Annotated in this window: 4 protein-coding genes and 3 pseudogenes; 3 read left to right on the top strand and 4 right to left on the bottom strand. The window is 36.1% G+C overall.

Going from position 1 to position 14749, the window contains the following annotated elements; translation table 11 throughout:
- Positions 1–289 (top strand): annotated as a pseudogene (locus DPX34_RS12020) (IS110 family transposase); the annotation flags it as partial.
- Between the two features lie 39 nt (positions 290–328).
- Here the strand turns inward: DPX34_RS12020 and DPX34_RS12025 are convergent.
- From DPX34_RS12025 to DPX34_RS12040, 4 genes and pseudogenes are all read right to left on the bottom strand, one after another.
- Positions 329–1855, bottom strand: coding sequence for an ATP-binding protein (locus DPX34_RS12025; protein WP_111978680.1), 1527 nt, complete (start codon positions 1853–1855; stop codon positions 329–331).
- Between the two features lie 244 nt (positions 1856–2099).
- A pseudogene (locus DPX34_RS22310) lies at positions 2100–2760 on the bottom strand (transposase); the annotation flags it as partial.
- An 869-nt stretch (positions 2761–3629) separates the two neighbouring features.
- Positions 3630–5213, bottom strand: coding sequence for a carboxylesterase/lipase family protein (locus tag DPX34_RS12035; protein WP_111978681.1), 1584 nt, complete (start codon positions 5211–5213; stop codon positions 3630–3632).
- Between the two features lie 45 nt (positions 5214–5258).
- Positions 5259–6191: an alpha/beta hydrolase gene (locus DPX34_RS12040; protein ID WP_111978682.1), complete on the bottom strand. Its 933-nt coding sequence runs from the start codon at positions 6189–6191 to the stop codon at positions 5259–5261.
- Positions 6192–9506: 3315 nt separating this feature from the next.
- On the opposite strand from DPX34_RS12040, the pseudogene DPX34_RS12050 reads away from it, so the two are divergent.
- Positions 9507–10190: pseudogene (locus tag DPX34_RS12050) on the top strand (alpha/beta fold hydrolase); the annotation flags it as partial.
- A gap of 2684 nt (positions 10191–12874) precedes the next feature.
- Positions 12875–14305, top strand: coding sequence for a replication initiation protein (locus tag DPX34_RS12055; RefSeq protein ID WP_111978685.1), 1431 nt, complete (start codon positions 12875–12877; stop codon positions 14303–14305).
- Positions 14306–14749 lie beyond the last annotated feature (444 nt).

Raw genomic sequence — 14749 nt, forward strand, 5'->3', positions numbered from 1 at the left:
AGAGTGGATACATTGGCGATACTCATGCACAACATTTTTACGGCAAACATTTGTTGAATGGGCAGGTCAATCGGTGCGATATTCGTTTTGGGCTAAAGCTTATTATCAACAACAAACAGCGAAAGGAAAACCACATAATACCATCATCAGAGCGTTGGCATTTAAGTGGATCAGAATATTGTTTCGGTGCTGGCAAACCAGCACCGCATATGATGAATCAACCTATCTAGAAGCCTTGAAAAGTAAGGGTTCACCGCTCTTAAAATATGCGGTAGAAAGTAAAACTTAATGCTTGCTGTCCACCTCAGGGCGTGTTGTTAGGTACCCTTTACGCCAACTGTTCCTGTACAAAGATTCTCATTGCACCAATAGAGCTTTGTAGCTGTTCATCAGTATATGGTGCATTTTCAACATTTTCAGGGTGGTGAATTTGGTGTCGTATATATTCACTAACAATTTTTTGTTCTTCTAATAGCTCACCATTGCGCTTCACTCTGATATACGTGATCGTAGGCTTTCCATTTTTATAATCATTGAGTAGTTGTTCGCTTTCAATATAGCCATATAGTTCGTTGTGATATTCATCATTGGATTCACCAAAGGCTAGAAAGTTTACTTCATTAAGCGAGGGGTAAGGTAGCTCACTTCTCTCTACACTTACGACTTCTTTAATTGGTTCTTTCTTAATAAGCTTAAGGTGTTCAAAATCAAGAAGTTTAACTATTGATGGACTATGAGTTGTTAACAATACTTGAGTGTTTTCACTCTGAGAGAGCTCTTTAAATGCCTCTATGAGTTTTCTTTGATGGCTAGGATGCTGAGACGTTTCAGGTTCTTCAATAGCATAAATAATGTCAGGCACATTACTTTCATTTTTTCTTCTTTCAGCTTCAGCTCTGAAAAAGTTTAGTAAAACTAGCCTTTTAACACCACTTCCTCTTTTATTAATTGGGATATCTTCGTCACCTGTAATTGACACACTTTTAAATACATCTACCCACTTCAAAGATTCTGCACTAGGTATCACAGGAGTTAAGCTGTCAGCAATTTCAGGATTCATTTCGTTAAGTTTTTCTAAGGTTTTACCAGCTACTTCATTTAACTTAGCCTCAACTTCTACAGCTACTGCATTTAAACTATCCATAAGCCGCTGGTCTTTTAAAATCTCCTGAACAGCCAACTTTAAAGGGTTTTGGATTTCACTATCTCCATCACTATTCTTACGATCAGATTGAAATAGAGCATACATTGGTAAATAGCTTTTTAACTGTTCCCATGAATTCTTGGCATCTATTTTAGTTAATTCAATATTAATATCATCTAATTGAAGATCTTCAGCGTGATGTGACCAAATGGCTTTTCTAACTTCTGAGTTTTTTGTTTTGTCTGCGCATTCCATTTCGTCAGTTAATAGTTTCTTTAGTTCTGCTTGTTTTTTTAAATGGAGGTTGGCGCATGCTGGATTTGTAGGGTGGAAAGCTTTAACAAATATTTTTTCTTTGCCTGCATTTGGAAACACTTTTATTACTTCTAATTTGTCATCTTTATTAAGTAAATATTCTTCATCTAACTTAGTTGGGTTAGTTGCATCAATAGTTAAAGTTGGGGGTAAGTCACCGAATACGACACCGATCTTGATGTCTGTATCCTCTTCCGCTTTAGCTTGCTTATTTACATCGTCTTTATCAATTTTGATGATGCCTTTATTTTCATTAAAGAAAATATCCAAAGCTTCCAATATTGTCGATTTACCAATATCGTTTCGACCGACAAATACATTAAGATCATCAAAGTCGATTTCAATTTCATCTTTGTATGAGCGAAAGTTTGCTAGTATTATTTTTTCGATTTTCATAATTACACTATGTCCTTATAGATGAAAGAATACGAGGGTATTTTGGGTACCTAACGAGCTTGTAGAATTACTCGTTTTTATTGTTATTTTTAATTGCGTTAAACAGTATCTGAGTTTGTCAGCTGCTTCAATCTTATTTACCGTATTTTTTGAGGGTATTTATGCTGGTTAGCTATTTCAAGCGAGTGTGATTTGGGTGGCTGTTATGCTGGTTTTTACCGTAAATAGAGGCAGTTTTGCACTATTAATGTAGTTTGCTTCTTAACTTCTCAATATTATGCACTAAACAATACAGTTGCCATTGGGTATTCACTTTTTCTTGACCCCGTAACGTGAATTTATTCATACCTTTATTCACGGTAATGTTACCAAAAATGGATTAAGCACCATGGATGGTGTGAATGTCGATAATGCAGGAGCAATTATCAACCTATTGTGCCTAACCTTTTACTGTATTCTCGTCGCCCTACGGCGCTATCTATTTTTATCTTCATTCTCGCTGTGTGATTTAATTGTGTATCGGCATTTAATTCAAATTGCACTTGGCGTCCTGTTTTTTGCGGTGGTTTTCGCATACATTGGGCTTGCAATGGACACGCTCGACAGTCTTTTAAATACCCCGTAAACCTAACATAGATTTTATCGCCCGTTTGAATATGCTTGCTTTGTCGCCACAGCTTTTTACCGGCTGGACAATGGCAACTTCCGTTGTCATTATCAAAATGAAATGCAGCCGCTGTAAACAACTTAGGCTTGCCGCCTCGTCGTTTAGAACGTCGTTTTTCTTTTTCTGTTTGGTATGTTTCACTCTTTTGAAATAAAGGATTTCGACTTCTAAACTCCGTATCTGCGATATAACTGTCCAAGCCAGTGTGGCTAAACGCTAAGTTTGCTTCACTGTGAAACTAAGTAAGTACAATAACCATAGAGATACTTATGACAACAAAGAAACCACGTAAAAATCATACGACTAAATTTAAACTAGAAGCCGTTAGATTGGCTGCAAGTATCGGTGCTGGGCCAAGGCTAGAGATTTAGATTATTCATGAATCATAAATCCACGATTGGCGTCATAAATTTCAGCAAAAGAAAAGCGAGAGCATACATTGAGGATCATTAGTGCTCTTACTATACAGACGGTAATCCTCCAATAGCTCTAATAGTTGATCAAGAACGAACAATTATTTATTTCAACTTAAGGCTCTTATATCTAAATTTTATCGGTCGCGAATTATTTATTCTGATAAAAGTTCAACGTTGAACTTTTCTTTCATAGGGTAAATATATTTCATGTTTTTACAAAATAACATTGTAGAGTGCTATAAAGGTGCTTGATTTTTATCCTTGATGAAATTGATATACATAATCAAACAAATGTTGTTCAAGATTACCAACATTTACCTGTTTCACTTCAAGCTGCAGGACTGCGCACTTAAAAATTATTATTTCGCACATGTTCGTTGATCATTTTCAAGGCAGCTCTATGGGATCCAAATTTAGACGGTAAGGCGATAAATAATGAATCGTATTGTGTTATTTTACTTAACCCTTAGCCGTATTAGTTCAGTGGTATGCCTGCGTCATCTAAAATTAAGTGAACGTGTTTTTTACTCTGATGTTGACGGATTTCACTAAAAATTAAAACTCATGCGGGAACCATGCGAAACAGACACTAATAAACCCGCAGCTCGGCGCACGGACTGCTGAGATAATTCTACTAAAATCACAAAATATATTACTACACCCGTTTTACTCAAGGTGTAGCTGTATTATTTTATTGATTAGCCCACTGTCGTCCTTCATCAGTTCGACGCCACTCAAAGTACTCATCAAGTGCGTTCAGCGCTTTAGCATCTGGCACTGGACCCACTTTGGGTTCTTGCTGAAAGTACATGACTTTTTGCGATTTAGACTCATACTTAGGCCATGTTGCTAAATTTTTATTACCATTAGGGTTACCAAACTTAATAAAATTGACCCAATAATTAGAAATTGAATCCGACAACGCTAAATCAGCTTTTGTAATATCAGGGTTATTGCTATCCATATTTTGAAAAACATAAGCAATATCTTGTCCATGAGGTGAACCATAATTATATTTTTCCGAACCTTTAGGATGGTTTGGGTGCTGATCAAAGAAATATAAATAAACGGGTGATTTCCCTGTTTCGGATTGAAGTTTTGCCCAGCTCCAACTATGCCAACCAAAAGCAGCATCACGAATTATGTTACGCCCAGCACGTGTGATTTTTTTATCTGTCATGGGATAAGCTTTAAGTAAACTATTTGCGTATGGGCCAAAGCGAGTTTCTAATCCCTCAATGAAGGCCTTAGCATCATTATTCCACACAAAACTTGCGCCTTCATCTGAGTTATATCCAACTAATACAGGTACATCATTGTACTCACCTCTTTGATATAGTTCATGTTGATCGTCTTTGATCACATAACCATCAACGATTGGCCACCCCCCCGGTAAAGACCAGCCTTTAGGGATAAACGTTTCAGCATCCATTTTGCGTAACTCAGCAATCGAGCTAGCACCAAATTGCTTCACATACTTTTCACCTTCAGCTTCAGCTTGACTTAATAAAATCATATTTTCGCCTGGGTAGCCGCGCTTTCTACTTGGACCAAAAGAACCACCACTTTGTGAAATAGCACCATGAAATAATCCTTTAGCCTGAGGTGAAGCCGCTAACATGCTAACTGAAATACCACCAGCGGATTCGCCCGCAATGGTAACTTTATTTGGATCGCCACCAAAAGAAGCTATATTTTGTTTAACCCATTTTAACGCTGATATTTGGTCAAGTAGGCCGTAATTACCAGAAACAACATTAGGATTTTCTTTGCTTAATTCTGGATTAGCTAAAAAGCCTAACTGCCCTACCCTATATGCAATAGAGACAACTATGACCCCTTTTTTAGCAAGATTGCGACCGTCAAAAATAGGATCGGCAGAGCTACCAAAACTGAACCCCCCACCGTAAATCCAAACAAAAACAGGTACTCTCTCATTACTTGTTTGTGCAGGTGTCCAAATATTTAAATATAAGCAATCTTCACTAATGCGAGAAGGCGGATTTCCCGCCTGAATACATGAAGGCGAATATGTGAAAGCTTGCTTTACACCTTGCCACTTTTCCGCTGGCAAAGGTGCTTTCCAGCGAAGATCGCCTACCGGAGGCTTAGCGAAAGGGATACCTTTGAATACCGCTAAATTGTCAATTTTTTTGCCTTCAACGATACCTTGCTCAACACTAACTGTTGTTAAGCTTTTTGCAGCAAGATTTAAACTACAAACAGAAATGAGAGAAGCAACAACTAGCTTATTGATTATGTTATTTTTTTTCATTTAAAAATCCAGTGACACCCATGTAAGTATAATTTTGATTAAAAGCTAAAACTGTTTAGCTTTCATAGTCCAGCCTGGGAATTGAGATAACTCACTTTGTAAAAAGACTTGCGCTTGGTCTGTTTTTCCTTTCAACTGCCAATCAAGCCATTTTAATGTCATGGCTGCATATGACCCGCCAAACTTTTGATCAAATGTGCCACCATGCCCTGCTGTCAGTAAGTTTGAAAATGCCACAGGAACATGGTTTATTCGCGCATAATCTAATTCAGCATTCGCAGTTGCAACATCGGTCTCTCCTCCGACCATATACAGTACAGGACCATGAAGATTTTTAAGAGATTCACGGTTAGCATCAGCCATTATCATGTCACCAATACCAGAGTTAAACATTATGTAAGTTTTAACTCGATTGTTTGCACCCACGGCTAAAACTTGGGCACCACCGCATGACTGCCCACCTATAGCAATATTATCAAGATCAAGTTTTTGGTAATACTCGCTCTTTTGTTCATTATTTTTTTGATTTACCCAGTTAATCGCTTCTAGCATCATGCCATTTGGCGCTTTATTTAACTCTCTGTCTAACAAAGTTCGCTGTAACGATCCTAAAGCAACAACAATATAGCCTTGCGAAGCAACCTCAGATAGCATTCGCTCATGAGGTATAGACGTGTTATTACAGCCGCCATTAGCAAAAACTAAAATAGGTAACTTGTTTTCCTGTTGGCTAGCAACGGCTAAATCCTCTGGTCGATATACGACAAAATCCACTAGGCTAGATTCTTTAGCGGCAATTGATTTGTAAGGACCACTCCCGCCATTATCGATTAATCGACTATCAATAATTTCGGTTTTAGTGTCTGCCTCTTGTGGTTGCTCACTAGAAGCATCAATTTGACTTAAATTAATACCACAACCAAGCAATGCAGAGGCTAATGAAATACCTCCAAATATGTAAAATTTTCTGATGAACATCCAACACCCACATTAAAACTATGATATTACTATTTAAATAGTATTACATACCTGCCAAATTGACAATTATTTAGTTCTACTATGGTTAAATGATCTGACGTGCGCATTTAATTCCTGAACCTAACAAAATTGAGTGATATTTATCGTCTAGCCCTGCGAGCTTCTTTTTACATGCCCTACTGGCTGATTTTGTATTATTTTGTTTGTAACGATTCAGCACTATTTTTCTCATTACGTTAAACGCTCAAGCTCCACTTCCTTTTCTAAATCGGCACTCACCTTCTGTAAGCGTCATGCCCAATACTTTTTTATATTTGCCAATGGCTTCTAACGTATTAAGTGCTTGATCTGTATCTAATTTAAGCGAGCAGGTATACCCGCAGATTTCTAAAGTCAACTTACCGGTTTATTTTTCAACGACTTCAAATTTAATTTCAATCATGATTTTTAAACCCGTCCTAAGCACTGATCCTTTCTTAACCATCTAATATTTAACAATATTCATTCGAATTTTCTCGTTTTATCCCTCCATGGCCATTATCAATGTTTGCGTAGATTTTATAATTTTCACCCGTAATCCTTCTCGTGTATTTTATGTCACCAAGCTTTAAATTTGCTTGCATACCCAAATAATTACCTCTTAATGCTATTTTCAATACTCAGCAAGTTAAGTAATTCAGGTATAACTGTAATTTCATTTTTCATCAACGACGACCAGCCCTAAAAAATTGATGTTGAGGCTCCAAGCTCTGACCGCATGAAGTACTGTGTTGCGCTCTTTGATTTTAAAAATAGCTCGCTGTTTCTATCTATCGATATCACAGCACTTATATTCAACAGTAAAATATCAAGCAAGAGATGATGTTTAAGACGGTTTATATGGGGGTATTCGATTTGATCAAAGTGATTAAAATCATAATCCGATCGTGACTAAGCTAAAAAGTTCAACGTTGAACTTTTATAATTTTAACCTTTATGTGTCCTCCAATATTAATAAATATGTCAGATACCTAAATTTAATTATTAAGCTAAATGAACTCATTAAATTTACACTTAAAAATTGAACATGAATTACAACTCTGCGATATCTGAACAAGTTTGCTTAGAGTAAGGCCTACTGGCAAATAGGTGAGGGCAGGATCGTGTGTAACTAATGCGGGACAAACAATATTAAATCTATGATTTCATTTAGTTTTAAGTCTTCAGTTAAAGGGAAAGATGCTTGCCCACACGATTTTTTTACAGTGTAGACAAAACAATCGTATTAAACCGGCGATAAAATCCATATCAGCTTTACAGGTTATTCAACCGACTACCGAGTGTGTCCTTTTAAAGCCCAATACATGTGAAAGCCACCACAAAAATCGGTAAGTAAGTGCCGTTTGAATTAAATGCCAATACACATTTAAATCACACGGCGAGAATGAAGATAAAAATAGACATCCCTTCAGGCCGACATATTACAGTAAAAGACTTGGCACAATAGGTTGATAATTGCTCCTGCATTATCGACATTCACTCCATCCATGGTGCTTAGCTAATTTTTGGCAACGTCACGGTTAATATAGGCATGAATAAATTCACGTTGTGGGGTCAAGATAAAGTAAATACATAGTGGCAACTGTATTGTTTAGTACATAATTTTGAGAAGTTAAGAAGTAAACTTCAATCATAACGTAAAACAGCCTCTATTTACGATAAACCCCATCAAAACAGCCACCCACATCACACTCACCTGAAATAGCCAATCAGTATTAAGCCCCTCAAAAATACTGTAAATAAGATTGAAGCAGCTGACAAAATCAGATACTGTTTTAACAATTATAAGTAACCATAAAAACGAGTAATTCTACAGGCTCGTTAGGTGCTTATGAAATATCGTCTTATTGCGGCAGTTTTATGCACAGTCCCTTCCTTCTTAACTTTGCTTATTACGCAAACAATGGGGGCGCCTTTATTTATTGCAGCATGGGTTATGTATTTTGTCATTTTATATTTCTGGATTAAAAATAATGACGCACCCAAATGGTTACTTATTATTGGTACAGCTGTAGGTGTGAGCTCGGTTATTGCTTCATACCTTGTTGCACTGTTATTGACTTTCTCATCAATTGTATTAATGATACATGTGATAAAGTGCTCTTTTTCAACGAAAAAGCACCTAATACATAAAAATAGGTGTCGCGACGCCGGCACTTAATCCAATTGTTTAACAAGCCCGATCGAGCAGATGATACTATTTATAGGAAATTGCTTTTGGTAGAGTAGGCTGATTTATAGCATTTTTTCTGACTGAGTTTTACAGCACGCACTGAGCCTATGTCACCTATTTTACGCTTTTTGGCAACGCTCCAATCTAGACTTTATATTTGATTTCTTAATTCATTTACACCACCTATTTTATCTCGCTTTGAATTTACACCCTGTCGAACATTGACCGAATAACTTCAAGGTCGCGTCTTGAATTATGCATATCAGCGTAAACGGATCGATAATATATTTTTCGCATTACAACAGGCTAATTTGATATAGAAAAGAGGGGAGAGGAGGGCGAAGGCAATACAACTATTTATAAGAATTAGCAACTTGAGTTTATTTAATATTTCTTAGATAAACGAATGGTATTAATTCAGTTTAAATCTCAAGACCGAACAATTAAGTATGTATAGTCAAAGCGATCGGTTTTTAGGGGCAGGTTTCTAGTTCCAGACGAAACCGAAGTACTTACATCCATGATAAGCAAAGCCGTCAAAGCTACCGCGTCCTACTCTCGCCCCTTACCTGCATGCAGGCAAGCTTCGAGACCCCATGAGCATATGCTCTACTATTAGATTGGGGCGAGTAAGCGCTGACAATGCCCCCTAAAACCTGAGCGAGAAGACTATATTTAGTTCGATTTAAGGCGCTTACATAACAAAATTTTATCGGTCGCAAAATATTTATTTTTATAAAAGTTCAACGTTGAACTTTTCCTTCATAAGGTAAATATATTTCATATTTTCAACATGTTTTTACAAAACAGGATTCATTCGAACAGACACGAATAAACCTATGATTTCATTTAATTTTAAGTCTTCTGCTAGAATGCTAACGATGCCTTTCGCACACGATTTTTGATACATATTTATATTTTGTAATTCTCTAAACTATATTCGATCTTATAAGACCTACTAAATTAAAATATTTATAAAATTTTCAAGGTACAGCATTAGAAAGACGACTTGCCGTTATTTTATTATTCATGGCTGTATTTATTAGCCACCTAAATTATCAAAAAATAGAAACTGAGCAGGGGAGCCTTAACCAACAGTTACTTTTGAGTCTGGACTCGGTAATGATATGACTACTTGGGAACCTATCATTAATCAAGTAGAAAAAGTTTCGCAAGCTTTTGCCTATAACAGAGCCGGCTTTAGTGGAAGTAAAAGCAATATCGTAAAAAGAAGTGGGCAAGTTATTATTAATGAGCTCAGAAATTTACTTAAACAAGCAAACCTCTCACCGCCCTATATATTGGTTGGTCATTCCCTAGGCGGCACATACATGGAGTTATATACCAAAACCTACCCAGAAGAGGTTTCAGGCGTAATTTTAGTAGATCCTTACCCTTCCAAGTATCCTGAACGTTGTATAATCGAAAAACTGAATTACTGTAAACCGCCTTCATCAATGCCGTATTGGGCGAGTTTGATTTTACCTCCTGCTATTGAGGGAGAGATAAAGGGTTTTGCTAAAACACTTGCGCAAGTGAATGCAATCGACAGTTTTCCAGAAGTACCTTTGGTTGTTTTAAGTGCAACTACTTATGAAAACCCCAAAAACGATATACAAAGAAGACACAACATAGTGGATGTTGAACTTAAAAAAGATCTTTCTTCAAAATCACCAATATCGAAACATATCATTTGTGATACTTGTAGCCACTACATCCATGAAGATGATCCAGCTTTAGTTATAAATGCGATTAAGTGGGTGATAGACAAGAATAATAGTAAGTAGAGTATACGATTATATAGTCAAAGCGATCGGGTTTTAGGGGAAGCAGTCAAGCTTCGAGACCTCATGAGCATATGCTCTACTATGTGATTGGGGCGAGTAAGCGCTGACAATGAACCATAAAACCTGAGCGAGAAGACTATAAATAAGGGTAGGTGTCACAAAGCTGGTACTTAATCAAATGTATAAACAAGCCCAATCGATCAGATGATAATATTTATATGGAATTGCTTTTGTAGGGAAAGCCTGATTTATCGCCCTTTTTCTGATTGAGTTTTACAGAACGCACTGAGCCTATGGTACCCATTTTATCTCGCTTTAAATTTATTACCCTGTCTATCATTGACCGAAGAACGTCTAGATCGCGTCTTGAATTATGCATATAAACGTAAGCGGATAGATAATATATTCTTCGCATGACAACATGGCCTATCAGATGTAGAAAAGAGGCGAAAGGCAATAAAATTTTTTATAAAAATGCTCCTCTTTAGACTATTTATAATTACTTAGATAATCTAATGGTATTAATCCAGTAAAACCCTCAAGACCGAACATTTATGTCTTTATTTTGGCTTAAAGCTCTTACATAACAAAATTTTATCGGTCGTAAAATATTTATATTTATAAAAGTTCAACGTTGAACTTTTCCTTCATAGGACAAATATATCTCATGTTTTCAACATGTTTTTACAAAATAATATTGTAGAACTCATCAAAGATGCTTGATTTTTATCCTTTATGAAATTGATACACATAGATAAATACACTTAGCTCAAGACAGCCAACATATACCCGTTTCACTTCAAGTTGTAGGAAAGTTGCAGGACACGCACTTGAAAATTATTATTAATTGTACCTCCCTAATCACTACCGATCTTGGGAGTTTATAGTCTTCTCGCTCAGGTTTTACGGTTCATTATCAGCGCTTACTCGCTCCCAATCACATAGTAGAGCATATGCTCATGGCGCCTCTAAATTCGCTAGCGGTTGAGAAATACATATTATTTCGCACCTATACGTTAATCTTTTTCCCCAAGCAGTTCTATGGGATCTAAATTTGGACTGTAAGACGGTAAATAATGATTCGTATTGAGTTATTTTACCCTTGACCGTATTAGTTCAGTGGTATGCCTTCGCCATCTAAAATTAAGTGAATTTTTTGTTCCATAATGTTGACGAATTACACAGATTAAAATTGAATAGTTTGCTGTACATTTTTTTATATAGGCTAACCTGATGCGCAGCCATGTCATCATTTAATTTAATAGCGCTAATTAAGTTTATACATGTTCGGCGACCAGTATTTAAATCGATTTATTTTGACCTTTTTTAATCAAACGGTAGCTGGTTTTAACCAATCACCCATAAATAATATATATTTATCAATAACTTGTAATGTTAATAAATTCAGCTTGTTTATCCGCACAGAATTAACAAGGAAATATTTGGGCTGTGTATAGCGAAAACAGCTTTTCTGAAACCTCTTTTTTAAACTTTAAACCGAAAATTTCACACTATGTTTTGTCCAAATATCTGCAGTCATTTGATAATCATACCGATAGGTGTCTTATGTGATATGAGCAACCACTTGCGCTGTTTGCTCTGGTGTAAGGCAAGATTGATTACTGTCATTTTCAGGCTTTAGTTTTTTAGGTACATAGTTATCGATACGCATTACTATTGTTGTTTTGTGCAAACGCAGGGGTTTTGCGATTATGGCAGTAAGCCAACCCTAAGAGGGAAGTAAGAAAATGTATTTTTCAAAGTAGTACCAAGAAAGAGTTATTTTAAAGCAGGAGCGTTTTTAAGTGTACCTAAAGTTATATAAGTATTTTTTAATATGTTTTTTTTACATCTATCATCATATAAAAAGCTTTAAAATCAATTGATTATAATTATATACACATGAAGGTACCCAAATAAACGTACTTCAGCTTGATTAATACTGGCAAGTGATTACTAAATAATTATCTTTTATAAGGTACCCAAATAAACGCAATTTTTATAACGGTATTAGTTTTTTGGGGTACCTATCGCCAATAAATAACGAAAGGTCAGTCTTAAACTCAATAAGGTACCCCAAAAAACGAGCTGAAACCCATTTTTGATCGTTTTAGAGGGAACCTAGTTAAAGAACGGTATCAAAATCATTGCTTATTTATTATATTTCTCGATTAACCGTTTTCTTGGGTACTTAAATTGTGTTAATAGCTAATGTATACCAAGCTAATTAGTCGTTTAAATGGACACTTTGAATAAAAATCGTATAAAAAGCCATTTTTTAGAGTTTTTAATAATAAATGAAATAAGATCAATAGATCTTTTAATTAAATATTAAAAGAGTTGATCTGATCGATCTGAACATGGGGTCAATAAAAACAATAAGTTAAAGGTCAAAGGTACCTTAATAAACTATAAAGTACACATATAAACGGGGTTTGGGTACACTTAAAAACGTTTAGGGTACCTTCATAAACGACTTTTTCTATATTTAAGTACCTTTAAAAACGACCTAAGGTACCCGTTAAAACGGGCACCTTGTGTAGAGGCTCGTTTATTAAGGTACTTTCCTCGTTTATTAAGGTACTTATAGCGTTTTTTTGGGTACTTTGACTCATTTGTTAACGTCTTGTCCGTGTTGACCAAAGGTACCCTTTGGTTTATATTTCGGGTACCTTAGATAGCTCATGATTTTTATGCCTTTAGAACCAGAAACAGATGCTGATAGTAAAATTGTTCAGTTGATAACTAAATCAGACCGTGTTGTATTAATGCGATCTGATCGTGGTGCAATTACTGGATCAGTACATAAATGTTTTAATGCATTATTATTTCATCTTCAAAACTATGTTACCGAAAGGTATGGTGATAATGAAGTCATCGAGTCTGCGCTGGGTGAATCTATTTTACAAATTTCAATACCATGGCCAGATTTCTGCGACACAATGGGTTGGAAAAGCTCCAATCGAAATAATGCAAAGAAAGTCATCCAGGCATTAAAAAAAGCTCAAGTTGAATGGGGGATGAGTGACGAGGTTGATAGCATCGGCTTTCAACAGTTAATTTCTGGTGCAAATGTAAATGAGGGTTTTTTAAACGTTCGTATTGACCCTGTTGTGCGACGTGAATTAATTAACTTTAAAGGATTTGATGAAATAACATTCAACTTAGGTGTAACCAATATTTGGAGTGATAAATATACGCCTAGAATGTATGAGCTCTGCATGCGAAATTGGAGGGATGGTGTTAGGAACGCTGCATATTCAATAGACAATATGCGAACCAATTTAGATCTCACGTATGATATTGGTGATGGAGGAGAAAAAGTCTGGGTCTATGGAGAATTTAAAAAGTTCAAATCTCGCGTGCTACAACCTTCAATTGATAACCTAAATAAATCCGATTTTGTTGAGTTTGATGTATTTATGGCTGTGAGGGGAAGACCCGTTCACACAATTTTACTGTCGCTAACGAGAAAGCGTAAAATAGAAAAAGTTGAATCAATTGCTTTAGAAAAAAGAGTTAGAGCCCATTTAAGTGATCTTGGTTTAGCTACCGTAGCGCAAGAATATTATAATTCAAAATATAATGATGATGCGTATTTTGATAATAAAATGTCAGAAGAAGAGTTGCACTATCTTGAGTTCAATTGTCAACGTTTTATTAAATATAAAGCGGGACACAAAAGTAATCCGGGTTCGTATTTTACTAAAATGTTAAATGACAATAGGACGGCATTTGAATCTATTTGGGCGCAGATCCAAAAAGATTATCTTGAAAAACGACAACGTGAAGAAATGAGCAGAAGAGAAAAAGAACAAAGAAAGCGAAACGTTTATAAAAAAATTGCTTCGGAAGTCACTCAAGAGTTTACTAAAAAAGCAGTTAAAAACTACTTAAATTCAAAAACTGAAGCTGAACGACAGGCGATATTTGAATTAGCAGCAAAAGCGCAAAATAAACAAAATCCAAGTGCCGCGTTTAAGAAGTTGCCTGAGCAAGCGAAAGAGGCGATCGTAAGATTATATATTTTAAACACGCATAGTGACGAATTTATTGACGAAAAAGAATTAAAACGAGCAATTAGTAAAGCTCAAGAAGCCGTTAATATAGACTGATTTGTGTGGAGTAGGGCAGATAGACGTTTTATTAGATTGAGTAATTATAGTCTTCTCGCTCAGGTTTTATGGTTCATTGTCAGCGCTTACTCTCGACTTTGGCTCCTGCGTCGTTCTAACACCTAAATCCATTTAGGCGGCCCCAATCACATAGTAAAGCATATGCTCATGGCGTCTCGAAGCTTGACGGCTTTGCTTACATGGATGTAAGTACTTCGGTTTCGTCTGGAACGAGAAACCTGCCCCTAAAACCCGATCGCTTTGACTATATTCAATTTTGAGGCATATATTGCTTAACTCTCGCAGTGATTTTTCTAAGATAATCTGCAGATGCCTCATAAACCTCATATTGTACTAACGATCCTTTTTTAGCAAATTTAACCTATTTACGAGCATAGCTAGTTTGTTATTCTGGTGGCAGGTTAATGAAGGGAAATCAGTAGA

The organism is Algibacillus agarilyticus (genome assembly GCF_003286125.1).
In the GTDB taxonomy this organism is placed as follows: domain Bacteria; phylum Pseudomonadota; class Gammaproteobacteria; order Enterobacterales; family Alteromonadaceae; genus Algibacillus; species Algibacillus agarilyticus.